The organism is Trinickia symbiotica, from assembly GCF_002934455.1.
Taxonomy (GTDB): domain Bacteria; phylum Pseudomonadota; class Gammaproteobacteria; order Burkholderiales; family Burkholderiaceae; genus Trinickia; species Trinickia symbiotica.
Genome location: NZ_PTIR01000014.1, coordinates 115870 through 138861, shown reverse-complemented (window position 1 = coordinate 138861; position 22992 = coordinate 115870). Strand labels below are relative to the sequence as shown.

The window sequence follows — 22992 nt, the reverse complement described above, 5'->3', positions numbered from 1 at the left end:
TGCACTGTCGCTTCGGTGATTAGGACTGGCGGGAAAGCTCTTCTATCACCCCGTCTTCCAATCGATAGACACGATCGGCGTCTTCCAAAAGCGCAAGCCGATGCGTGATGACGAGCAAAGTAGACACGCGCTGCCGAATCCGAGCGAATATGCGAGCTTCGCGCTCGGGATCCAACGACGAAGTCGGCTCGTCCAAGATCACTATGGAAGGACATCTGGCCAGCGCTCGGCCAAGCGCGATGCGTTGACGTTCTCCACCGGATAGCGATCTACCTTGTATACCTAAAGGCAGGTCTAGAATGGGATCGTTGTCGCCGCAGCTCAACTCGCGCAGCTCAAGCAGCTCGACGAGTTCGAGAAGGAACGTATCTGACGGCGCTTCGCTACACCCATAGCCCAGGTTGTCGCGCAATGTTCCGCTAAGTATGAGTGGGTTCTGCGGCGCCACTGCGACCTGTTTGCAAATGTCGCCGACCGAGATATTGCGTACGTCCGCGCCGTATAGCAAAACCTTTCCGGAATCGGGCGACGACAATCCGAGCATCAAGCGTATCAAAGTTGACTTGCCGGATCCCGACGGGCCCGTTACGACCGCGAGTTCGCCTTGCCGAATCTCGAGGTCGACGTTGGACAAAATGCTTCGCCCCGCTATCGAGATGCTCACACCTTGTAATCGATATACAACGTTCCCTTGCGGCCTGAGAACCGTCTTCGTCGTACTTTGCTCCAAGGGAAGTTCGAGAATCCCGAAGCCTTCCCGCAACGCCAAGTGGTTGCGGCGCAGGTCCGAAAGCGACGCGGCAAGCACCGTGAACGGGGTCGTCAATGCGATCACGTAGCTCCCGATCATCACGAAATCGCCGACTTGGAAGCTCGATGTCGTGACCTCTTGCGCGGTGGCCATCGTGAATACGGTGAGCAAAAGCCCTGCGCAAACGGCCTGTGCCGCCAGTAGTAAGGAAAGTCGGGCATTCCCGCGCGAAATCTTTCTCACGTACGTCCCGAGCAAGTCGCGAAGTAACGCATCCTCCCGCGAGTAGGCCGCATTCACCTTGATATCGAGCGCGAAGGCGAGCTTGTCGACCAAGTGGCTCGCCAGCGAATCGGCGGCGCCGAAGATTTCCGTATGCGCGCCTTTGCTAAGGCTTGCGAGCCACCACGTTGCGAGAAAAAGAAGAAACATGGAAGCCACGAAAACGAGTGCGAACGCCCCGCTCGTCAGCTTCCACAAGACGCCGCCCGAAAGCAACAGTTGAAATAGGGTGGGGGCGATGACCCAAAATACGGTGAACGTCAGCGCGCTGAACGCACCCGTGCTTCTCGAGATCACCGAGACGAGCGTGCCGGGATCCTGATCGATCAATCGTGCGTGCTCTACCCTAATGAGGCGCGCGTACATGGCGTGATGGAACGCGGCATCGCATCTTGCCAGAATGGTTGCGGAAGCGATGTTCTTGAGCCATTCGAACGCACGGGCAGCGGTCCACGCGAGGCCGTACGCACCCGCCAGGGCGAGCACGGAAACACTGTCGTGGCGCGCGTCGCCGGCAGACAAGGCGTTCGTTGCTTGCCGCAACAAATACGGTGCCAGCGTGTACAGCGCCGTCACCAACGCCATGAACAGACTAGCCATGACAAAGTGAGCGGGGAGAGCGCCCGATAGTCTTTCAACGTGATCCGATAAGCGAGTAGGTAATCCTTTAGCAACTCAGCGAGAAAACGCATCGACACTCCGCGGGAAAAAAACATGAGTCATCCGTCAGGCCGGGGCGGCCGACGATCCGTAAGGTCGATCGAATCCGATATTCGCGCGAAGCCGGCATGGCGCGGCGCTTTTAGGACTAACGGAAGTCGAAGGGACGATGCGGCAAGCGAAGGGGGGACGAAGTTGATCCGTATAATCCGAACCTAACGTTGCTCCAACGCCTCCGATAGAAACCCTATGCCCTCCATCGCCGATAACCTGGCGGCGGTCCATGGCCGCATCGCCCAGGCCGCTCTCGCGGCGCAACGCGATCCCGCTTCGATCGAGCTCCTCGCCGTCTCGAAGACGTTTCCGGCCGATGATGTGCGCACTGCCTTCGCCGCCGGACAGCGCGCCTTCGGCGAAAACTACGTGCAGGAATCCATCGTGAAGATCGAAGCGCTCGCCGACCTGCGCGCGCAAATCGAATGGCATTTCATCGGACCGTTGCAGTCGAACAAGACGCGCCCCGTCGCCGAGCATTTCGACTGGGTGCAATCGGTCGATCGCCTGAAAATCGCCCAGCGCTTGTCCGAGCAACGGCCGCCGAATCTCGCGCCGCTCAACGTCTGCCTGCAAGTCAACGTGAGCGGCGAGGCCTCGAAAAGCGGTGTCGCCCCGAGCGATGCGCCAACACTCGCCAAAGAGATCGCCGCCATGCCGGGCCTAGTGCTGCGCGGACTCATGTCGATCCCGGAGCCGACCGACGACGTCGACGCTCAACGCGCCCAGCACCGCACGCTGCGAGCGCTCTTCGACGCGCTGCGCGCCGACGGTCTCGCGATCGATACGCTTTCGATGGGCATGTCGGCCGACCTCGAGGCGGCCGTGCTCGAAGGCGCGACTATCGTTCGCATCGGCAGCGCAATCTTCGGTGCGCGCGATTACAGCCGCTGATTGGCCGTCGCGTAAAGCCTCAAGCACCTTTTATACGACCACAGTCCCCATCCCCTATGAAAATCGCATTCATCGGCGGCGGCAACATGGCCGCCGCCTTGATCGGCGGCCTCGCCAAGCGCGGAACGTCCCCGGCCCATCTCTATGCCGTCGACGTCAACGAAGACGCTCGCACGCGCCTGCAAACGCAGTTCGGCATCGCTACGGCGGCAACGCCCGACGACACGTTGCGCGGCTATGACGCCATCGTCCTCGCCGTCAAGCCGCAGGTCATGAAGGAAGTGGCCGCCGCGCTCGCGCCGCACCTATCGGCACAACTCGTCATCAGCATCGCGGCCGGCATTCGCGGCGCCGACATCTCGCGCTGGCTGAACGGCTACACACGGATCGTGCGCGCGATGCCGAATACACCGGCGCTGATCGGAATGGGTGTCGCGGGTCTCGTCGCACTGCCGGGCGTCGAGGAGGCAGGCCGCGAGCTCGCGGCAAACGTGCTCGGCGCCGTCGGTGAAACGGTCTGGTTCGACGATGAAGCGAAGATCGACGCAGTGACCGCCATCTCCGGCAGCGGTCCGGCCTACGTCTTCTATTTCATCGAAGCGCTACAGGAAGCGGCGCACCGCCTGGGACTCTCGGACGATCAGGGCCGCGCGCTTGCACTCGCGACATTTGCCGGCGCGGCGCAACTCGCCGCCCAATCGGAAGAGCCGGCCGGCGTGCTGCGCGAGCGCGTCACGTCGAAAGGCGGCACCACGGCCGCCGCACTGGCATCGTTCAATGCCCAAGGGGTGAAGGACGCGATCGTCGCGGGCGTGCTCGCCGCCGATGCGCGAGCGAAAGAGATGGGTGACGAACTCGGCAAGCAGTAGCCGAGTACCGCTCAGCCGCGGTGCTATCGACATTGGCGCCCTCCTCGCCCTTAACAACGCGGGCGGGCGAGTTGTGCCGCGCGACTGATCAGAAGCCGGCCGCGACGTAGTGCGCGGCAATCCCGGCAAAGAGGGCGCCGCCAAGCCAGTTGTTGTGCCGAAACGCCGCGAAGCACGGCATCCGCTCACGATCGCGGATCAGCGTGTAGTGGTAAACGGCGCAGCCGATCGCCGCGGCCCAGCCGAGCCAGTACAGCCACCCGAAGCCGAGCAAAGCGCCAAGCCACGCATAGATGGCGAACGTCGCCGCATAGCAGAGCATGACGGCCGCCACGTCGAAACGGCCGAACGTAATGGCCGACGTGCGGATGCCGATCTTGAGATCGTCGTCGCGATCGACCATCGCGTACTCGGTGTCGTACGCCACGGCCCAGAAGATGTTCGCGAGCAGCATCGCCCAAGCCAGCGGCGGGACGCGGTCCTGAACGGCCGCGAACGCCATCGGAATGCCGAAGCCGAACGCGATGCCAAGGTAGGCCTGCGGAATCGCGAAGAAACGCTTCATGAACGGATAGCTTCCCGCGACGAAGAGCGCGACGACCGACAGCGCCTTCGTGAGCCCGTTGAGCGGCAGGATCAGCAAGAACGCGATGAACGACAGCACGCCCGCGATCGCCAGCGCCTCCCATGAGCGAATCTTTCCTGAGGTGAGCGGGCGATCGGCCGTGCGCTTGACGTAGCGATCGAAGTCGCGGTCCGCATAGTCGTTGATCGCGCATCCGGCCGAGCGCATCAGCACGGTGCCCACCGAGAAGATGACGATCAGCGAGAGCGACGGGCGGCCGTTGGACGCAATCCAGAGCGCGTTGAGCGTCGGCCACAGCAGCAGGAGGCTGCCGATCGGCTTGTCCATGCGGATCAAGCGCAGATAAAGCGGGAAGCGGGCGAACATGGGCGTCGACATCGGGCGGCCGGAAGGGAACGTGATCGCCTATTTTAGGCCGGGACGGCGGGCCTTTCAGCGATGTCGTTCCGAGAAGCGATTTCCGCCGCGCACGTGCGATTCGCCGCCAAGGCGAAAACCGCCGGTCAATGGACCGGCAAGCCGATCGCCCGAAGGCGAGCGGCCCCCTTTTACGCAAGCATCGCGCGCAGCATCCAAGCGGTTTTTTCGTGCGTCTGCATCCGTTGCGTGAGCAGATCGGCGGTCGGTTCGTCGTTCGCCGCTTCCGTCGCAGGAAAGATCGCCCGCGCCGTGCGGACCACGGCTTCCTGACCCGCCACGAGCTGACGAATCATCTCCTCGGCGGCCGGCACGCCGTCGGCTTCAGGAATCGACGAGAGCTTCGCAAACTCCTTGTAGCTGCCCGGCGCCGGCACGCCGAGCGCGCGGATACGTTCGGCGATGGCATCGACGGCGAGCGCCAGTTCGTTGTACTGCTGCTCGAACATCAGATGCAGCGTATTGAACATCGGCCCCGTCACGTTCCAGTGGAAGTTGTGCGTCTTGAGGTAGAGGGTGTACGTATCGGCCAAAAGCCGCGACAGTCCTTCCGCGATCTTCTTGCGATCTTTGTCGCTGATGCCGATGTCGATTTGAACTGCAGTGTTTTTCTTGGCCATGACTATTCCTTGCAAATGTGATGCGAACCACTCCGGGCGGCAAACGCCTTCAACGCCACGACGCCCGCAAGGCACGGCAGGTGCCTGCAGGCGTCGGGCGAGCGCCAGTGTAGCCCACGCGAACGCAGCGGCGCTATCTCAGTGGCTCGCGCATTGCTCGCGTGTGCGCCGGCGCGCCGCATCCGGCTACTTTGAACGCTTGGCCTTCTGCATCTCGATAGCGGCCGCGACGCCCTCGCCGTAGGCCGGATCGGCGCGCCTGAAATGCTCGAGTTGCCGTGCGACGATGTCCCCGGGCACTCCGTCGATCGCCCGAGCGATGTTCTCGAAGAGCCGCTGCCGCTCGCCCTCGTCGAACAGACAGAACAGCGCACCGGGCTGGCTGTAGTAGTCGTCGTCCTCGCGGTGATCGTAACGGTCGATCGTGCCGGCGGCGAGGGGCGGCTCGGCGGCATTGCGATCCTGCGCGAACTCGCCGAAGCGGCTCGGCTCGTAGTTCACGGTGCCGCCAAGATTGCCGTCCGCGCGCAGCGCGCCGTCGCGGTGGAACGTGTGATGGAACGGGCACTTCGGCGCATTCACGGGAATCTGGTGATGGTTCACACCGAGGCGATAGCGTTGCGTGTCCCCGTATGAGAAGAGTCGCCCCTGCAGCAGACGGTCCGGCGAAAAGCCGATACCAGGCACTACGTTGGCCGGCGTGAACGCCGCCTGCTCGACGTCGGCGAAATAATTCGCCGCGTTGCGGTTGAGTTCGATCACGCCGACGTCGATGAGCGGATAGTCCTTGTGCGGCCAGACCTTCGTAATATCGAACGGGTTGTAGGGCACCTTGGCCGCGTCAGCCTCGGGCATCACCTGAATGCGGAATGCCCACTTCGGAAAGTTGCCGTCGTCGATCGCCGTCACGAGGTCGCGCTGCGCGCTCTCGCGATCGCCCGCGATCACCTGCGCCGCTTCCGCGTCGGTGTAGTTCTCGATCCCGTTGAGGGACTTGAAGTGGAACTTCACCCAGAATCGCTCGTTGTTCGCGTTGATAAACGAGAACGTATGCGAGCCGAAGCCGTGCATCTGCCGGTAGTTCTTCGGAATGCCGCGATCGCTCATGACGATCGTGACCTGGTGCAGCGACTCGGGATGGCGCGACCAGAAATCCCACGCGGCGACGTTGTTGCGCAGGTTCGTGTACGGATCGCGCTTTTGCGTGTGGATGAAATCGGGGAACTTCAACGGGTCGCGGATGAAGAACACCGGCGTGTTGTTGCCGACCACATCCCAGTTGCCCTCTTCCGTATAGAACTTGATCGAGAAGCCGCGCACGTCGCGCTCGGCGTCGGCGGCGCCGCGCTCGCCGGCCACGGTCGAGAAACGCATGAAGAGCGGCGTCTCCTTGCCGATCGCGGAAAAGACTTTTGCCTTCGTGTAGCGCGAAATGTCATGCGTCACGCGCAACGTGCCGAAGGCGCCCGAGCCTTTGGCATGCACGCGCCGCTCGGGAATCACTTCGCGGTCGAAATGCGCGAGTTTTTCGATGAGCCAGACGTCTTGCAACGCTACGGGGCCGCGCGGGCCGGCCGTCAACGAATTCTGGTTGTCGGCGACAGGCGCGCCGGCGGCGGTAGTGAGACTGCGGTCATTACGGTCGGACATGGGTTGAGCTCCTTAGCATCGGGAAACGTCTGGCGACGTGGAACGAAGCGATAAGACAGGGATGGGATGCAAACGAGAGAATGAACGCGAATGCGCGACGCTGCTTCGAAACTGCTCACCGTCGCTGCCTCGAAACGTTGAGCGAAATGTCGACGGGCATTCGCCAGGCGGCGCTGCCGTCGATTCATCGAGCTAGCCGGCGAGCGCCCGATCGGCGAGTAGCGCGAACCCGATGGCGCGCGAACGACGCAACGCCGCCGCGAGTCGCACGCCGGCCCGCCGAGAGGCGGACTCGCCGGCTACAGACGAGAAGCGTTTCCACATGACCTCCTCCATGAATGCGATCACCATGTGAGGAAGTATATTGAGACTATCGATTTATTGTGATTGATTGATTATATGTATTCGATAGGGGCGAGACGGGTACATCAAGCGACGAGCGAGGTCGGTGCGATGGAGAGGGGCGGCACGCGGTGCCGCCTGCCGGATCAGTTGACGGCAACCGGCATGTCGAGCTTGTTGACGCCGGGCAGTTCGCAGGCGGCGATCGCTTCGCTGATCGCATCGATGGCGGGCATGCGCGTGAAGCTCTTGCGCCAGGCCAGGACGACGCGCCGATCGGGCACCGGTTCGCCGAACGGCACGTAGCTGAGCAGTCCGGCGTCGGGGCCGCCCGCCTGCGGCTTCACCTCGGTCACCGACATGCGCGGCAGCACCGTAATCCCGACGCCGCTCGCCACCATATGCCGGATCGTCTCGAGCGACGAGCCCTCGAACGTTTTCTGAATGCCGTCGGCCGTCTGCGAGAAGCGCATCAGCTCCGGGCAGACGCCGAGGACGTGGTCGCGGAAGCAATGCCCGTTGCCGAGCAGCAGCATCGTTTCCTGCTTCAGGTCATCGGGATCGATCTCCTTGCGCGACTCCCAGGCGTGCCCGGCCGGCAACGCGACGACAAACGGCTCGTCATAGAGCGGACGCACCATGAGTCCCGTCTCGGGAAACGGCAGCGCCATGATTGCAACGTCGATCTCGCCCTGCTTGAGCAACTCGATCAGCTTCAGCGTGAAGTTTTCCTGCAGCATCAGCGGCATCTGCGGCACGCTCTTGATCATCTGCTTGACGAGCGCCGGCAGCAGGTACGGGCCGATCGTATAGATGACGCCGAGGCGCAGCGGCCCGACGAGCGGATCCTTGCCCTGCTTCGCGATCTCCTTGATGGCGAGCGTCTGCTCGAGCACGCGCTGCGCCTGCGTCACGATCTGCTCGCCGATCGGTGTCACGCTGACTTCGCTCGTTCCGCGCTCGAAGATCTGGACATTGAGCTCGTCCTCGAGCTTTTTGATCGCCACCGAGAGCGTCGGCTGGCTGACGAAGCAGGCCTCGGCCGCCCGGCCGAAATGGCGCTCGCGGGCGACTGCCACGATGTATTTGAGTTCGGTAAGCGTCATGGGGACCAATCAGACTATGACTGTCGATAGGTTTTATCTTATACACCTGTCGCGGCGATTCGCCAACACCACGACGCGGCGGCTGACCGGTCGGCCCGTGCGGCTCGATTCACCGGATGATGGAGCGTTGGCGAAGCGATGCTCCGCGGGCTCACCGTCAAGCCTTCAGATACTGCTCGCGCGTGCCTAGCCAGCGCGCCAAATGCTGCATAGCGACGTCCGGATACTCCGCGATGAGCCGCGCCGCCGCCTCGCGCGCCGGCTCGATCAGCCACGCGTCCTGCTGCAAATCCGCGAAGCGCAGCATCGCCGCGCCCGACTGCCTCGCGCCAAGGAATTCGCCCGGGCCGCGAATCTCGAGATCCCGACGCGCGATTTCGAAGCCGTCCGTCGTTTCGCGCATCGTCTTCAGCCGCGCACGCGCCGTCAGCGAAAGCGGCCCGCCGTAGAGCAGCACGCAGACCGATGCGGTGCTGCCGCGGCCGACTCGCCCGCGCAGCTGGTGCAATTGTGCAAGCCCGAATCGCTCGGCATGCTCGATCACCATCAGCGATGCGTTCGGCACATCCACGCCGACCTCGATCACCGTCGTCGCGACGAGGAGCTGAATCTCGTTGCGCGAGAACGCATCCATCACGAGGGCTTTCTCGGCTGGCGCGAGCCGTCCGTGCACGAGGCCCACGCGCAGCTCGGGCAGCGCGGCCGCGAGCGTTTCGTACGTCTCGACGGCGGTCTGGAGCTGCAACGTTTCGCTCTCCTCGATGAGCGGGCAGACCCAGTAGACCTGCCGCCCCGTCAGCGCCGCCTCGCGCACGCGCGCGACGACTTCGTCGCGGCGCGCATCGGAGATCAGCTTGGTGACGATCGGCGTACGCCCTGGCGGCAGCTCGTCGATCGTCGAAACGTCGAGATCCGCGTAGTACGTCATCGCGAGCGTGCGCGGGATCGGCGTCGCCGACATCATGAGCTGATGCGGCTGAAACTCGCGCGCATCGCCAGCCGCCGCCCGCGCAGTGCCTTGCTGCCCGCCCTCATCCGCCGTATCGGCGGCCTTGTCCTTGCGCGCCTTCGCCCGCAGCGCGAGTCGCTGCGCCACGCCGAAACGGTGCTGCTCGTCGACGATGACGAGCCCGAGCCGCGCGAATTCGACCGTTTCCTGGATCATCGCGTGCGTGCCGATGACGAGTCGCGCCTCGCCCGAAGCCGCGGCCGCGAGCGCCGCGCGCTTCTCCTTCGTCTTCAGGCTGCCGGCCAGCCACGCGACCGTCGCGCCGAGCGGCTCCAGCCAGCCGCGCAGCTTGCGCGCGTGCTGCTCGGCGAGGATCTCCGTCGGCGCCATCATCGCGGCCTGATAGCCGGCGTCGATCGCCTGCGCGGCGGCGAGCGCGGCAACGATGGTCTTGCCGCTGCCGACGTCGCCCTGCAGCAGGCGCTGCATGGGGTGCGGCGCGGCGAGATCGGCGGAGATTTCTGCCACGACGCGTTGTTGTGCGTGCGTGAGCGCAAACGGCAACGCCTCGATGAGACGCGCCGCGAGCGAAGCCGAATCGCCGGACGCGCGGCGCGGCATCGCGGGCGCCGTGCGGCGGCGGCGCTCTTCGTGCGCGCGCTTGAGGGAAAGCTGCTGGGCAAGCAGCTCGTCGAACTTGATGCGCGTCCAGGCGGGATGACTGCCGTCGCTGAGCGCCGCCTCGTCGGCATCGGCACTCGGATGATGGAGCGTCCGCACAGCGCTTGCGAGCGGCGGCAGCGCGAGCGGCTCGCAATAGCGCTCGGCAATCGGGCGAGGCAGCAGCTCGGGCAACTCGGTACGCGCGAGCGCGTTGTCGATCGCCTTGCGCAAATACGCCTGCGAAACGCCCGCCGTGCTCGGGTATACGGGCGTCAGCGCCTGCGGCAGCGGCGTATCGTCATCGACGACGCGCACCGTCGGATGCACCATCTCGAGGCCGAAGAAACCGCCACGTACGTCGCCCCGCACGCGCAGCCGCTGGCCCACGGCCATCTGCTTGACTTGCGAGCCGTAGAAGTTGAGAAACCGCAAGACGAGCTCGTCGCCCGCGTCGTCGCGCAGCTTCACGACCAACTGTCGACGCGGCCGGTACGCAATTTCGTTGTCGAAGACGACGCCGTCCGTCTGCGCCGTCTCGCCGGGCAGCAGCTCGCCGATCGGGGTGAGCGTCGTTTCGTCCTCGTAGCGCATCGGCAGGTGCAGCACAAGATCGATGTCACGCGTCAAACCGAGCTTCGCCAGCTTGTCGGCGGTCTTCGCGGGCTCCGCGCGTTTCGCCGCGGGCGCGGCGGCCGACGCCGTCGCCTTCTTCGCCTTCGCCGGGCGCGACTCCGCGATGGTTTTCATGCGCGTTGGAGCGTCCTCGCCGCCCGCGCCGTCGTAGCCGTTGCCCACATCGCGCGCCGCTCGCACGGGCGCGCGGCCGCCCGCGGCGTCGGCTGCGTCGTCCATCGCGTCTTTTGCAGGCTCGGCCGGCCGGCGGCGGGTCAAGGGCATGAGTCTCTTCGCAAGTACAATATCGGTTTCGTCATCAGCATCGCGCCCGGCACGCGGCCGGACGTCCCGCGATGATAGCGGCTCGCGAATTGCGCCGGGCCGCGCCGCCTACCGCCGATCAACGCAGCATGTTCACGCTTTCCGATTTCGATTTCAATCTACCTCCCGAGCTGATCGCTCAAGAGGCCCTGCCTCAGCGCAGCGCGAGCCGCCTGCTCGAGGTCGTCGCGCCGAGACCGGGCGGCGATCCGCAAACGGCGACCGATACGATGCGCCTCGTCGATCGGCGCTTTGCCGAGCTTCCCGACTGCCTGACAGCCGGCGACTTGCTCGTTTTCAACGATACCAAAGTGCTCAAGGCCCGCTTTTTCGGCGTCAAGGCGAGCGGCGGCCGAATCGAGGTGCTCATCGAGCGCCTGACGGGCGAGCGCACCGCGCTGGCGCAGATTCGCGCAAGCAAGAGCCCCACGCTGGGAACGACGCTGCGCCTTGCCGACGCATTCGACGTGACTGTCGGCGAGCGTGTCGAACCGTTCTACACGCTTCATTTTCCCGAAGCCTGCCTCGATCTGATCGAGCGCTTCGGCCGGCTGCCGCTGCCGCCCTACATCGAGCACGACCCGGATGCGACCGACGAAGCGCGCTATCAGACCGTCTACGCGCGCAACCCGGGCGCCGTCGCGGCGCCGACGGCGGGCCTGCATTTCGACGATGCGCTGCTCGCCGAGCTCGATCGCCGCGGCATCGAGCGGGCGACGCTGACCCTGCACGTCGGCGCCGGCACGTTCCAGCCCGTGCGCGTCGAGAACATCGCGGAGCATAAGATGCATAGCGAGTGGTACCACCTCCCGCAGACGCTCGCCGACAAGATCGCGGCCACGCGCGCGCGCGGCGGCCGGGTTGTCGCGGTCGGCACGACCTCGCTGCGCGCGCTCGAAGCCGCGGCGCGCGATGCCGAAGCCGCCGGCCGGCCGCTCGCGGCCACTTCGGCCGAAACGGATATCTTCATCACGCCCGGCTACCGTTTTCGCGTGGTCGATCGGCTCATCACGAACTTCCATCTGCCGAAGTCGACGCTCATGATGCTCGTCTCCGCATTTGCCGGCATGGCGACGATACGCGAGGCTTATCGCCATGCGATCGAGGCGCGCTACCGCTTTTTCAGTTACGGCGACGCGATGTTGCTCACCAGGAGTCACTGAATGACCGACGGTCATCCGAACCATCACGACCCGATCGCATCGCCCGCCGCCGCGGGCGGCCTGCAATTCGAGCTGCTCGCCACCGACGGCCAGGCGCGCCGCGGCAGATTAACGCTCAACCACGGCGTCGTCGAGACGCCGATCTTCATGCCCGTCGGCACCTACGGTACCGTCAAGGCAATTCAGCCGCGCGAGCTCGAGGAGATCCAGGCGCGCATCATCCTCGGCAACACGTTTCACCTCTGGCTGCGGCCGGGCCTCGATACGGTCGCCGCGCATGGCGGGCTGCACGGCTTCATGGGCTGGCGCCGGCCGATCCTGACCGATTCGGGCGGCTTCCAGGTCTTCTCGCTCGGCGATCTGCGCAAGATCACCGAGGAAGGCGTCGCGTTCGCCTCGCCCGTCAACGGCGACAAGCTCTTTCTCTCACCCGAGATCTCGATGCGGATCCAGCGCACGCTCAACTCCGACATCGTGATGCAGTTCGACGAATGCACGCCCTACGCGACCGATGGCGTGCCGACGAGCCACACGGAGGCCGCCGAGTCGATGCGCATGTCGCTGCGCTGGGCGAAGCGCTCCATCGACGAATTCGAGCGGCTCGCGAACCCGAATGCGCTTTTCGGCATCGTCCAGGGCGGCATGTACGAAGACCTGCGCGATGAATCGCTCGCGGGCCTCTCCGAAATCGGCTTTCACGGAATCGCGGTCGGGGGGCTTTCAGTGGGCGAGCCGAAGGAAGAGATGCTGCGCGTGCTCGCGCACGTCGGGCCGCGCCTACCGGCCGACAAGCCGCACTACCTGATGGGCGTCGGCACGCCCGAGGACCTCGTGGCCGGCGTCGCGGCCGGCATCGACATGTTCGACTGCGTGATGCCGACGCGTAACGCGCGCAACGGCTGGCTCTTCACGCGCTTCGGCGACATCAAGATCCGCAACGCCCAGCACCGCAACACGCTGCGTCCGCTCGACGAGTGCTGCGGCTGCTACACCTGCCGCAATTTCACGCGCGGCTATTTGCACCATTTGCATCGCGTCGGCGAGATTCTCGGCGCGCAGCTCAACACCATTCACAACCTGCACTACTACCTCGAACTGATGGGCGAAATGCGCGCCGCCATCGAGACGCAAACCTTCGACGCGTTCCGCAAGCGGTTCGCCGAGGAGCGGGCAAGGGGCACCGAATAGCCGCCGCGCGCGACGAGCGGGGATTCGTCCGACTTCGGGGACCCGCGTCGCCGCGCAATACCGCAATGCTAAAATATCTGGCTATTTCGCGATCGTCCGATCGTCTTTTACGGAGAAACCAACGTGTCGATGATTTCCAACGCATTCGCGCAAGGGGCCGGCGGCGGCGCCGAATCGAATCTGATGAGCTTCCTGCCGTTCATCCTCATGTTCGCGGTGCTGTATTTCATCATGATCCGGCCCCAGATGAAGCGCCAAAAGGAGCACCGCAACATGCTCGCCGCAATGGCCAAGGGCGATGAGGTCGTGACGAACGGCGGCGTCGTCGGCAAGGTCACCAAGGTGGGCGATGCCTACGTCGGCGTGGAAATCGCCGAAGGCACCGAGATCCTCGTGCAAAAGGCGGCCGTCACCACGATCCTCCCGAAAGGCACGATCAAATCGCTCTGAAGCCGCCTCGCTCCCATGTCGCGTCGATCAACGTTTCGATCGCTGCTTGAGATCGCCTCCCGCGCCTTCACGAGCCGGGCGGCGCGCCGGGTTTCCCCGCGCGCCCTCGCACCGGCCATGAAGACGCGGGACGCGGCGCTTTGACGCCCCTTCCCCGAACGGCGAATGCCATGAATCGTTATCCCCTTTGGAAATATGTCGTGATGGCCGTGGCGCTCGCCATCGGTCTTCTCTACACATTGCCCAACTTCTTCGGCGAAGCGCCGGCGGTGCAGGTGTTGAGCGGCAAGGCCACGGTCAAGCTCGATGCGTCGACGCTCGACAAGGTCGAAGCCGCGCTCGCCGCGAACCAGATCAAGCCTGACGACGTCACGTTCGACAATAGCGGCGCGAATGCCAACATCCGCGTGCGCCTGAAAGACACCGACACGCAGCTGCACGTGAAAGACGTCCTGCAAAAGGCGCTGAACGCCGATCCGGCCGATCCGCAATACGTCGTCGCACTGAATCTGCAAAGCGCCTCGCCGCGCTGGCTGACGGCGCTGCGCGCGTTGCCGATGTACCTCGGGCTCGATTTGCGCGGCGGCGTCCACTTCCTCATGCAGATCGACATGGCCGGCGCGCTCGACAAGCGGCTCGACGCCGACGCGTCGGACGCGCGCACCTACTTGCGCGATAACAACATCCGCGACGGCGGCGTGAATCGCGTCGGCCAGTCGGTCGTCGTGAGCTTTGCCGATGCGAACGTCGCCAATACGGCGCGCACGCAGCTCTCGCGCACGATCACCGAGCTGCAATGGAACACGCGGCCCGCGGCGCAAGGAGGCGGCGTCGAGCTCGTCGGCACGTTCGCGCCCGCCCAGCAGCAGGCCGTCGAGGAAGCCGCCGTCAAGCAGAACATGCAGACGCTGCACAACCGCGTGAACGAGCTTGGCGTCGCGGAGCCCGTGATCCAGCAGCAAGGCGCCGACCGCATCGTCGTCGAGCTGCCGGGCGTGCAGGATACGGCGAAGGCAAAGGAAATCATCGGCCGCACGGCCACGCTCGAGGCGCGTCTCGCGGATCCGGTCAACACCCATCCGGCCCCCGGCGAGCCCGTGCCGCCCGGCGACGAGCTCTTCACCGAAGGCAATCAGGTGCCAGTTCTGCTGCGCAAGCAGGTCATCTTCACGGGCGACAGCATCATCGACGCGTCGGCCGGCTTCGACGAACACCAGCGCCCCTCCGTCAACATCCGCCTCAATTCGGCCGCGGGCCGCGCCGTCGCGAGCGTCTCGCGCGACAACATCGGCAAGCCGATGGCGATGGTGCTGTTCGAAAAGGGCAAAGGGCAGGTGCTGACGGTCGCGACGATCCAGTCCGAGCTCGGCGACCGCTTCCAGATCACGGGCCAGCCGACGCCGCAGGCCGCCGCCGATCTCGCGCTGCTGCTGCGCGCGGGCTCGCTCGCGGCACCGATGGACATCATCGAGGAGCGGACGATCGGACCAAGCCTCGGCGCCGACAACATCAAGAAGGGCTTCGACTCGGTCGTCTACGGCTTCGCCGCGATCACCGTGTTCATGATCGCCTACTACCTGCTCTTCGGCGTCGTTTCCGTGATCGGCCTGTCGGTCAACCTGCTGCTGCTCGTGGCCGTGCTCTCGTTGCTCCAAGCTACGCTGACGCTGCCCGGCATCGCCGCCATTGCGCTCGCGCTCGGTATGGCGATCGACTCGAACGTGCTCATCAACGAGCGCGTGCGCGAAGAGCTGCGCCACGGCGCGCCGCCGCAACTCGCGATCCAGAACGGCTACGCGCACGCCTGGGCGACGATCATCGACTCGAACGTGACGACACTGATCGCCGGCCTCGCGCTGCTCGCGTTCGGCTCCGGCCCCGTGCGCGGCTTTGCCGTCGTGCACTGCATCGGCATCTTGACCTCGATGTTCTCGGCCGTGTTCTTCTCGCGCGGGCTCGTGAACTGGTGGTACGGCGGCAAGAAGAAGCTCAAGACGCTTTCGATCGGCCAGGTCTGGCGGCCCGCCGCGGCGACAGCGGCAGCCGGAGCCGGCGCTTTCGGCGCGTCCGATGCGGGCAGCGATACGGCGGCGCTCGCGTCGTCGGTCGGCTCGCAATCGGCCCCCAAGGGCGGAAATCGAGGGGCTCGCGCAGGCAAGCCACAATTGCGCAATCGCGCGCGCGAAACTGCGGCGCCGCGCAAACCGGATTCGTCCCGCTGACGGCTCGAGGCCGAGCGCTTATATGCCAAAAGGAAGGCGGCCCGCAGGGGCCGCCGAGCGGCTAAAGGGCCGATGACGGCCCGGAGAGAAACACGATGGAATTTTTCCGCATTCGCAACGACATCCCGTTCATGCAGCGCGCGTTGATTTTCAACGCGATCTCGTTCCTGACGTTCTTCGCGGCGGTGTTTTTCCTGCTGCATCGCGGGCTGCACCTGTCGGTCGAGTTCACGGGCGGCACCGTCATGGAAGTGCAGTACCCGCAGGCGGCGCAACTCGAGCCGGTGCGCACGACGCTCGGCAAGCTCGGCTACGGGGACGCACAAGTGCAGACGTTCGGCACGTCGCGCGACGTGATGATCCGTCTGCCGTTGAAGACGGGGCTCTCGTCGGCGCAGCAAAGCAATCAGGTCATGACGGCGCTCAATCAGCAGGAGCCCGCCGCGAAGCTGCAGCGCGTCGAGTTCGTCGGCCCGCAGGTCGGCAAGGAGCTCGCGACGAATGGCCTGCTCGCGCTCGCCTGCGTCGTCGTCGGCATCATGATCTACCTGTCGTTCCGCTTCGAATGGAAATACGCGGTGGCCGGCATCATCGCGAACCTGCACGACGTCGTGATCATTCTCGGCTTCTTCGCATTCTTCCAATGGGAGTTTTCGCTGTCGGTGCTAGCCGCGGTGCTCGCGGTGCTCGGCTACTCGGTCAACGAGTCGGTCGTCATCTTCGACCGGATTCGTGAAACATTCCGCCGCGAGCGCAAGATGACCGTCATGGAAGTCATCAACCACGCGATCACGAGCACCATGTCGCGCACGGTCATCACGCACGGTTGTACCGAAATGATGGTGCTGTCGATGTTCTTCTTCGGCGGCCCGACGCTGCACTACTTCGCTCTCGCGCTGACGATCGGCATCCTGTTCGGCATCTACTCGTCGGTGTTCGTCGCAGCCGCGCTCGCGATGTGGCTTGGCGTGAAGCGCGAAGATCTGCTGAAGGAAAAGCGGGAACGCCACGATCCGAACGATCCGAATGCGGGCGCGCAGGTCTGAGGTCGGCAGCGCACCGGCTCGCGTCTGTTGACGGGCGAAAAAAAACGCTTCGGGCGCCATGCTCGAAGCGTTTTTTTATTGGCTCGCCGGGACTGGCGCTGGTCCTGCCCCAGCTTACGACGGCCGCGCGATTACTGCTGCTTGATCCCTTCAGCCTGGATCTGCAGCTTCGTATCCATGTTGAAGCCATACTTCTGCCCGAAATCGAGGCCGAAATCGGCGCGATTGAAATCGCCGCTCGCCTCGACGCCGCACACTTCACGCTTGAGCATCGGGTGCGGCATGCACTTGAAGGAATCGATCTTCAGGTCGACGGGCTTCGTCACGCCGTGCAGCGTCAGCTCGCCGATCACTTCGACGGGCTTGTCGCCGTCGAACTTGATCTTCGTGCCCTTGTAACTGGCCGTCGGGAACTTCGTCACGTCGAAGAATTCGTCCTTCTTCAAATGCTCGTCGAGCTTGGCGTTACCCGTATCGATCGAGGCGGGATCGATCGTCACCTCGACCGTACCGGTCTTCGCCTGCCGATCGAGCGTCACGGTGCCCGTCGTCTTCGTAAACTTGCCGCGCCAGACCGACAAGCCGCCGAAATGATCGGCCGCGAAGCTCGGGTACGTGTGGTTCGGGTCGAGCTGATACGTATCCGCAGCGAAGACGCTGCCCGACAGCGTCGCCGCCAATGCCGCGGCGGCGATAAAGACATTCTTTTTCACAACCGATTCTCCTGATGCGAGCACCGCCGAACGGGCGGCAACGTTGAACAAACGAGGGAAGAAACGCAAGATCGCGCCGGTCAGCCTTTCTTCGCCGCCGCGACAATATGGAACTTGATGACGACATCGTCGGCGACGACCGAGGTATCCTTCCACTCCCCGGTGCCGACGTCGAAGGCCGAGCGCTTGATCGGCACCGCGCCGTCGAACACTTGACTAGCCCCCTGCTGCGTCACCGTCACAGGGACGACGACGGTCTGGCTCTTGCCCTTGATCGTCAGCTTGCCGGTTACGTTGTATTTGTTGCCGCCGGCGGGCGCGATGGCGCTCGAGACGAAAGTGGCCGTCGGATACGCCTTCGCGTCGAACCAGTCTTTGCCGGCCACCTGATCGTTGTATTCCTTATCGCCGAGATCGTAGCTGCGCACGTCCACGGAGAATTGCGCACTGCCGGCCGTCGGCTTCGACGGATCGAAACTCACGTCGGCCGTGAACTTCGTGAACTTGCCGTCCACGGGGACGTTCATCTGTTTCGACGTCGCGACGATCGAACTCTTCGCGGAGTCGACCTGAGCGAGCGCGGCCCCCGAGGCTGCCAGTGTCGCGGCTGCGAATGCGGCCAGCATGTAGCGATAAAACGAAGCTTTCATTGCAGTGTCGCTCTTGAAAGGTTACTTGGATAATTGAATTACTTGAGAAACGGGATCATCCGCGAAAGGAGTCCGTCGCGGTCGAACCACTGGTGCTTGAGCGCCGCTGCAATGTGCAGGACGACGAGCGCGGCGAGGCAATAGTCGAGCGTAATATGCGTCGTCTTGAGCACTTCCTTCAGCATCGGGTCGGGTGCGATGATGCGCGGCAACGGCACGATGCCGAGGTAGACGACGGGCACGTTCGCGGCCGAGCTATAGAGATAGCCGGTAACGGGCACGGCGATCATCAGCAGGTAAATAAAGCCGTGGATGGCATGCGCCAGCGCGCGCTCCCAGCCGCGCATGTGCTCGGGCAGCGGCGGCGCCTTGTGCGTCAAGCGCCAGACGATGCGCAGCACGATGAGCGCGAACGCGGTCACGCCGATCCACTTGTGCCATGAGAAATAGCGGAGCTTATCGGGCGTGAATCCCGGAATGCTCGTCATGACGAGACCGATCGCAAACGCACTGACGATGAGCAGCGCGATTACCCAATGAAAGGTGATTGCGGTGCTCGTGTAAGCATCGGACTGCGAAAATGATGGCCGCGAAGGCCGGATTTCAGTCGACATGGCAGGATATCGAGTTATCAGGTATTTTGCCGAGACCGGCGACGGCGGCCCCATCCCGTACGGCCGCCATGCTACCGCAAGCGAAGAGACCGTGTGGCCCCGAATTTTTTCGAGAACGGAATCCGGGAACGGCAAGTGCTAAACGCGGACAAAGGACAGTCTATTCCGCGCGTCGGCCACGCGCGTGCTCCGGCCCCTTTCCGCGGATTGACCGCAACGCGTCCGCGCGGGGCCATTTGGTAAGATTGGCGCGGGTTTGCCGCTCGTTTGCAGCGCCTCGAGTCTCGCTCGTCCACCGCCGCCCCGCCCGGGCGGACGCACTGTTGCCTATGGATCGCCTGAATCTGATTGCATGTCATGAATGCGACGCACTGTTGCGCAAGCCGCGCGATTCCAATCACGCGAATGCGCGCTGCCCGCGTTGCGGCGCCGTGCTGTCGCGCTCGAGCTCGATCCACGTCGAGCGGATTGCCGCGCTCGCGATGGCGGCGCTGATCACGTTCCTCATCGCGCAGGGCTTTCCGATCGTCGAGCTCGAATTGAACGGCATCACGTCGCAAACGACGCTGATGGGCGCGCTCGTCGCTCTTTGGAGCGAGGACATGCAGATCGTCGCCGTGCTCGTGTTCTGCTCGACGATCCTCTTTCCGCTCGTCGAGCTGACCTCGCTGCTCTATGTCCTGCTGCCGATCCGCGCCGGCGTCGTGCCGCCCGGCTTCCATTCCGTGCTGCGCGCGATTCAATTCGTGCGCCCCTGGGGCATGATCGAAGTGCTCATGCTCGGCATTCTCGTGACGATCGTTAAAATGACGAGCCTCGCCCGCGTCATTCCGGAAGCGGCGCTCTTCGCGTTCGGCGGGCTGACGCTGATGCTGGCTGTGGTCGTGATGTTCGATCCGCGTGTACTCTGGGACATGGCCGATCGCCTGAACGCTCGCCAAGGCGACGCCCGGGCAGCGCGCGAGCGGGGCGCGAAGCACGCCGCGGCGGCCGCGCGAACGGCGCCTACGCGCATCGAGCCGCGATGAGATACGTCACGGCGGCAGCCGCGGGACTGATCGCTTGCCATGCGTGCGGCAACGTCGAGGCACGCCGCGCCGCCGGGCGCGGGCAGCACGCGGAGCGCGCCACGGCCGCGCGCCAGCGCTGCTCGCGCTGCGGCACGGTGCTGCACCAGCGCAATCCGGACAGCATCATGCGAACGTGGGCCTTGCTGATCGCGGCGGCATTGCTCTATATCCCGGCCAATCTGCTGCCGATCCTGCACACGAGATCGCTCTTCGGCGACGAAGACGACACGATCATGAGCGGCGTCGTCTACTTCTGGGTATCGGGAGATTGGCCGCTCGCGATCATCGTCTTCGTCGCCAGCATCCTCGTGCCGATGCTGAAGCTCGTCGTGCTGGCCCTGCTCGCACTGACGGTGCAGCGCCGCTCAAGCTGGCGCACGCACGAGCGCGCGAGGCTTTATCGGATCATCGAGCATATCGGTCGCTGGTCGATGCTCGACGTATTCGTGATCACGCTGACCGTTGCGCTCGTGCGCTTCCGGTCGCTCGCCGTCATTACCGCGGGCTGGGGCGCGCTCGCGTTCGCCGCCGTCGTGGTGCTGACCATGATTGCATCGATGCAGTTCGACCCGCGCCTCATCTGGGACTGCGCCGATGAAGCAGAAGCCGGACGCACAGAAAGGAACCAGGACGCAACGACATGAATAGCCCGAATCAAGAGCCCGGCAACCCGCCAGGCGGCTCGAACGGCGGCTCGGGCCTTCCGCCCGATCTGCCGGAGCCGGTCGCCGCCCGCCGCGGCGGCTGGCTGCCCTCGCTCGTCTGGGTCGTGCCGCTCATTGCGGCGCTGATCGGCATTGCGCTCGTCGTGAAGTCGGTCGTCGACCGTGGGCCGACCATCTCGATCAGCTTCGCGAACGCGGAGGGCCTCGAGGCCGCCAAGACGAAGGTCAAGTACAAGAACGTCGACATCGGTACCGTCAAGACGATCCGCCTTTCGAAGGACCATACGCGCGTCATCGTCGAAGTGCAGCTCACGAAGGAAGCGTCCGACTTCGCCGTCGAAGACACACGCTTCTGGATCGTGCGTCCGCGCATCGGCACGACCGGCGTGTCGGGCCTCGGCACGCTGCTTTCGGGGGCGTACATTGGCGTCGATCTGGGCCGCTCCCATAACGGAGAGACCGACTTCAACGGGCTCGAAACGCCGCCTGCGGTAACCGGTGACCAGCGCGGGCGGCGCTATACGCTGCAGGGCGATTCGCTCGGCTCGATCGATATCGGCTCGCCCGTCTACTATCGGCGCGTTCAGGTCGGGCAGGTTGTCGGCTTCTCGCTCGACAAGGATGGCAAGGGCGTCACGATACAGGTCTTCGTCGATGCGCCCTACGATCAGTACGTCGGCGAGAACTCGCGCTGGTGGCATGCGAGCGGTGTCGATCTGCGGCTCGATTCGAGCGGGCTCAAGCTCAATACGCAATCGCTCGCAACCGTCATCGTCGGCGGCCTCGCGTTCCAGTCTCCACCAGGGCAGGCGGTCGGGCAGGAAGCGCCAGACAATATGACTTTCCGCCTCGCGGGCAGCGAATCGGCCGCCATGCGCGAGCCGGACGGCCCGGCCTTCACGGTCGTCATGAACTTCAACCAATCGCTGCGAGGCCTCTCTCCGGGCGCCAGCGTCGACTTCCGCGGCATCGAGCTCGGCGAAGTCACGCAGATCGGCGTCGACTACGATGCCAAGACGCGCAGCATCACGATGCCCGTCACGATGAATCTCTATCCGAACCGGCTCGGCACGCGGTTCCGCGACGCGCTCGCGAAGACGGGTCCCAATGCCGACAAGACACTGCTGACGCAGCTCGTGGCGCGCGGCTTGCGCGGACAACTGCGCACCGGGAACCTGCTCACGAACCAGCTCTACGTGGCGCTCGACGTGTTCCCGAACGCGCCGCATATCGCGTTCAATCCCGACGCGACGCCGCTCACGCTGCCGACCGTGCCGAACACGCTCGAAGAACTGCAGGTTCAGTTGGCCGACATCGCGAGCAAGCTCGACAAAATCCCGTTCGACGAACTGAGCAAGAACCTGAACGGCACGTTGAAGAATGCCGACAGCCTCTTCAAGCGGCTCGACACGGAAGTCGCGCCGCAGGCGCGAGACACGCTTGCGGCCGCGCAAAAGACGTTCGGCGCCGCGCAGCAGACATTGCAGCAGGACTCGCCGATGCAGTCAGACGTGCATCAGGCGCTGACGCAACTCACGCAGACGCTGCAGTCGCTCAACGCGCTCGCCGATTACCTCGAACGCCACCCCGAATCGCTGCTGCGCGGCAAGGCAAAGGATACGAACCCGTGAAGTCCCTTCGACTCTCGCGCTCATACGGCGCCTATGTTCGCATCGCGCTTTGCGCGAGCGTGGCGGCATTGGCGGCTTGTGCCTCGCCGCCCGCCCATTTCTATACGCTCGGATCGGGCGGAGCGGGGTCGGCGTCCATGGCATCGACGGCATCGGCCGCGCCGGCGGCCGCCCCCGCCGCGGCGGCCGACCGTGCGACAAGCCCGGCCTTCTTGATCGAAGTGCCGCCCGTCGACGTCCCGACGCAAGTCGCGCGCAATCAGCTCGTGGTGCAAAAAGGCGGCTCGGGCGTCGACGTGCTCGAGCAAGAGCGATGGGTGTCGCCGCCGGCCGATGAAATCCGCCGCGCGCTCTCGGGCGATCTCGCGGCTCGCCTCGATACATTCGACGTCTATGGCGCGCCCTATCCGAACGGGGTGCCGGTCTACCGCATCACCGTCAACGTGCGGCGCTTCGATTCGTGGCTCGGCTCACGCGCGGTGCTCGATGCGGTGTGGAGCGTGCGCAAGGTGGGCAGCGAATCGGTGCTGACCTGCCATACGCTCGCGCAGGTCTCCGTCGGTCCCGGCTACGCCGCGCTCGTCGACGGACATCGGCAAGCCGTCGCGCAAATGGCCGACGAGATCGCCGCGGCTGTCCGGGCCGGCGCTTCCGGCCGCGGTGCGCCGTCGACGCCGAGCGGGCAATGCGCGACGGGCAAGCCATCATCCGGCAAGGTCGGCGCCGGCGCGGCGTAGCGCCTCCGCACGCACAGGGTCGGCCGACCCTGACCGCTGGCGGCAGCGGGCTGGATCGGCAGGG

General features: G+C 64.7%; 21 protein-coding genes. 11 read left to right on the top strand and 10 right to left on the bottom strand.

Annotation, left to right across the window (positions count from 1 at the left end; genetic code table 11):
* Positions 1-19: 19 nt before the first annotated feature.
* Positions 20-1633 (bottom strand): ATP-binding cassette domain-containing protein, encoded by a 1614-nt coding sequence (locus B0G57_RS20050; RefSeq protein WP_223258713.1) that lies wholly within the window; start codon positions 1631-1633, stop codon positions 20-22.
* Between the two features lie 309 nt (positions 1634-1942).
* Between B0G57_RS20050 and B0G57_RS20045 the strand changes: the two genes are divergently transcribed.
* A complete protein-coding gene (locus B0G57_RS20045) occupies positions 1943-2641 on the top strand; it encodes a YggS family pyridoxal phosphate-dependent enzyme (protein WP_018439977.1) in 699 nt (232 codons plus the stop codon).
* A 56-nt stretch (positions 2642-2697) separates the two neighbouring features.
* Positions 2698-3510, top strand: coding sequence for a pyrroline-5-carboxylate reductase (proC, locus tag B0G57_RS20040; protein WP_018439976.1), 813 nt, complete (start codon positions 2698-2700; stop codon positions 3508-3510).
* Between the two features lie 88 nt (positions 3511-3598).
* Here proC and ubiA read toward each other — a convergent pair whose 3' ends face one another.
* The 6 genes from ubiA to recG form a co-directional block, all read right to left on the bottom strand.
* Positions 3599-4462, bottom strand: coding sequence for a 4-hydroxybenzoate octaprenyltransferase (gene ubiA / locus B0G57_RS20035; protein WP_018439975.1), 864 nt, complete (start codon positions 4460-4462; stop codon positions 3599-3601).
* A gap of 182 nt (positions 4463-4644) precedes the next feature.
* Positions 4645-5133, bottom strand: coding sequence for a Dps family protein (locus tag B0G57_RS20030; RefSeq protein WP_018439974.1), 489 nt, complete (start codon positions 5131-5133; stop codon positions 4645-4647).
* A 186-nt stretch (positions 5134-5319) separates the two neighbouring features.
* The gene (locus B0G57_RS20020) at positions 5320-6783 is read right to left on the bottom strand and encodes a catalase (RefSeq protein WP_018439973.1); all 1464 of its coding nucleotides are present in this window, start codon (positions 6781-6783) and stop codon (positions 5320-5322) included.
* Positions 6784-6975: 192 nt separating this feature from the next.
* Positions 6976-7107 carry a hypothetical protein gene (locus tag B0G57_RS32165; protein WP_262984484.1) on the bottom strand — a complete coding sequence of 44 codons (132 nt, stop codon included), beginning with the start codon at positions 7105-7107 and terminating at the stop codon, positions 6976-6978.
* A 164-nt stretch (positions 7108-7271) separates the two neighbouring features.
* On the bottom strand, positions 7272-8231 hold the full coding sequence (locus B0G57_RS20015) for a hydrogen peroxide-inducible genes activator (RefSeq protein WP_018439971.1): 960 nt from the start codon (positions 8229-8231) through the stop codon (positions 7272-7274).
* Between the two features lie 157 nt (positions 8232-8388).
* Positions 8389-10740: an ATP-dependent DNA helicase RecG gene (recG, locus tag B0G57_RS20010; RefSeq protein ID WP_018439970.1), complete on the bottom strand. Its 2352-nt coding sequence runs from the start codon at positions 10738-10740 to the stop codon at positions 8389-8391.
* A gap of 128 nt (positions 10741-10868) precedes the next feature.
* On the opposite strand from recG, the gene queA reads away from it, so the two are divergent.
* The 5 genes from queA to secF all read left to right on the top strand — a co-directional run bounded on the left by queA (position 10869) and on the right by secF (position 16848).
* Positions 10869-11942: a tRNA preQ1(34) S-adenosylmethionine ribosyltransferase-isomerase QueA gene (gene queA, locus B0G57_RS20005; protein WP_026229538.1), complete on the top strand. Its 1074-nt coding sequence runs from the start codon at positions 10869-10871 to the stop codon at positions 11940-11942.
* Positions 11943-13130: a tRNA guanosine(34) transglycosylase Tgt gene (gene tgt, locus B0G57_RS20000; RefSeq protein WP_018439968.1), complete on the top strand. Its 1188-nt coding sequence runs from the start codon at positions 11943-11945 to the stop codon at positions 13128-13130.
* Positions 13131-13253: 123 nt separating this feature from the next.
* Positions 13254-13580 (top strand): preprotein translocase subunit YajC, encoded by a 327-nt coding sequence (gene yajC, locus B0G57_RS19995; RefSeq protein ID WP_018439967.1) that lies wholly within the window; start codon positions 13254-13256, stop codon positions 13578-13580.
* Positions 13581-13750: 170 nt separating this feature from the next.
* Positions 13751-15802, top strand: coding sequence for a protein translocase subunit SecD (gene secD, locus B0G57_RS19990; RefSeq protein WP_018439966.1), 2052 nt, complete (start codon positions 13751-13753; stop codon positions 15800-15802).
* 95 nt (positions 15803-15897) lie between these two features.
* The gene (gene secF / locus B0G57_RS19985; RefSeq protein ID WP_018439965.1) at positions 15898-16848 is read left to right on the top strand and encodes a protein translocase subunit SecF; all 951 of its coding nucleotides are present in this window, start codon (positions 15898-15900) and stop codon (positions 16846-16848) included.
* 131 nt (positions 16849-16979) lie between these two features.
* On the opposite strand, the gene B0G57_RS19980 is transcribed toward secF, so the two are convergent.
* The 3 genes from B0G57_RS19980 to B0G57_RS19970 form a co-directional block, all read right to left on the bottom strand.
* Entirely contained in the window at positions 16980-17561 is a 582-nt protein-coding gene (locus tag B0G57_RS19980; RefSeq protein ID WP_026229537.1) for a YceI family protein, read from the bottom strand.
* 80 nt (positions 17562-17641) lie between these two features.
* Positions 17642-18211 (bottom strand): YceI family protein, encoded by a 570-nt coding sequence (locus tag B0G57_RS19975; RefSeq protein ID WP_018439963.1) that lies wholly within the window; start codon positions 18209-18211, stop codon positions 17642-17644.
* Positions 18212-18249: 38 nt separating this feature from the next.
* Positions 18250-18825 carry a cytochrome b gene (locus B0G57_RS19970; protein ID WP_018439962.1) on the bottom strand — a complete coding sequence of 192 codons (576 nt, stop codon included), beginning with the start codon at positions 18823-18825 and terminating at the stop codon, positions 18250-18252.
* A 329-nt stretch (positions 18826-19154) separates the two neighbouring features.
* On the opposite strand from B0G57_RS19970, the gene B0G57_RS19965 reads away from it, so the two are divergent.
* From B0G57_RS19965 to B0G57_RS19950, 4 genes are read left to right on the top strand one after another with little or no spacing between them, the layout of a single operon-like run.
* Positions 19155-19853 carry a paraquat-inducible protein A gene (locus B0G57_RS19965; protein ID WP_018439961.1) on the top strand — a complete coding sequence of 233 codons (699 nt, stop codon included), beginning with the start codon at positions 19155-19157 and terminating at the stop codon, positions 19851-19853.
* On the top strand, positions 19850-20539 hold the full coding sequence (locus B0G57_RS19960) for a paraquat-inducible protein A (RefSeq protein ID WP_018439960.1): 690 nt from the start codon (positions 19850-19852) through the stop codon (positions 20537-20539). Before B0G57_RS19965 ends, B0G57_RS19960 begins: the two co-directional genes overlap by 4 nt.
* Positions 20536-22191: a PqiB family protein gene (locus tag B0G57_RS19955; protein ID WP_018439959.1), complete on the top strand. Its 1656-nt coding sequence runs from the start codon at positions 20536-20538 to the stop codon at positions 22189-22191. Before B0G57_RS19960 ends, B0G57_RS19955 begins: the two co-directional genes overlap by 4 nt.
* Positions 22188-22928 (top strand): PqiC family protein, encoded by a 741-nt coding sequence (locus B0G57_RS19950; protein ID WP_018439958.1) that lies wholly within the window; start codon positions 22188-22190, stop codon positions 22926-22928. The genes B0G57_RS19955 and B0G57_RS19950 overlap by 4 nt, the downstream gene beginning before the upstream one ends.
* Positions 22929-22992 lie beyond the last annotated feature (64 nt).

Coding starts and splice junctions, on each gene's coding strand:
- B0G57_RS20050 (WP_223258713.1), bottom strand. CDS start 1,633: ATGGCTAGTCTGTTCATGGCGTTGGTGACGGCGCTGTACACGCTGGCA.
- B0G57_RS20045 (WP_018439977.1), top strand. CDS start 1,943: ATGCCCTCCATCGCCGATAACCTGGCGGCGGTCCATGGCCGCATCGCC.
- proC (WP_018439976.1), top strand. CDS start 2,698: ATGAAAATCGCATTCATCGGCGGCGGCAACATGGCCGCCGCCTTGATC.
- ubiA (WP_018439975.1), bottom strand. CDS start 4,462: ATGTTCGCCCGCTTCCCGCTTTATCTGCGCTTGATCCGCATGGACAAG.
- B0G57_RS20030 (WP_018439974.1), bottom strand. CDS start 5,133: ATGGCCAAGAAAAACACTGCAGTTCAAATCGACATCGGCATCAGCGAC.
- B0G57_RS20020 (WP_018439973.1), bottom strand. CDS start 6,783: ATGTCCGACCGTAATGACCGCAGTCTCACTACCGCCGCCGGCGCGCCT.
- B0G57_RS32165 (WP_262984484.1), bottom strand. CDS start 7,107: ATGTGGAAACGCTTCTCGTCTGTAGCCGGCGAGTCCGCCTCTCGGCGG.
- B0G57_RS20015 (WP_018439971.1), bottom strand. CDS start 8,231: ATGACGCTTACCGAACTCAAATACATCGTGGCAGTCGCCCGCGAGCGC.
- recG (WP_018439970.1), bottom strand. CDS start 10,740: ATGCCCTTGACCCGCCGCCGGCCGGCCGAGCCTGCAAAAGACGCGATG.
- queA (WP_026229538.1), top strand. CDS start 10,869: ATGTTCACGCTTTCCGATTTCGATTTCAATCTACCTCCCGAGCTGATC.
- tgt (WP_018439968.1), top strand. CDS start 11,943: ATGACCGACGGTCATCCGAACCATCACGACCCGATCGCATCGCCCGCC.
- secD (WP_018439966.1), top strand. CDS start 13,751: ATGAATCGTTATCCCCTTTGGAAATATGTCGTGATGGCCGTGGCGCTC.
- secF (WP_018439965.1), top strand. CDS start 15,898: ATGGAATTTTTCCGCATTCGCAACGACATCCCGTTCATGCAGCGCGCG.
- B0G57_RS19975 (WP_018439963.1), bottom strand. CDS start 18,211: ATGAAAGCTTCGTTTTATCGCTACATGCTGGCCGCATTCGCAGCCGCG.
- B0G57_RS19970 (WP_018439962.1), bottom strand. CDS start 18,825: ATGTCGACTGAAATCCGGCCTTCGCGGCCATCATTTTCGCAGTCCGAT.
- B0G57_RS19965 (WP_018439961.1), top strand. CDS start 19,155: ATGGATCGCCTGAATCTGATTGCATGTCATGAATGCGACGCACTGTTG.
- B0G57_RS19960 (WP_018439960.1), top strand. CDS start 19,850: ATGAGATACGTCACGGCGGCAGCCGCGGGACTGATCGCTTGCCATGCG.
- B0G57_RS19955 (WP_018439959.1), top strand. CDS start 20,536: ATGAATAGCCCGAATCAAGAGCCCGGCAACCCGCCAGGCGGCTCGAAC.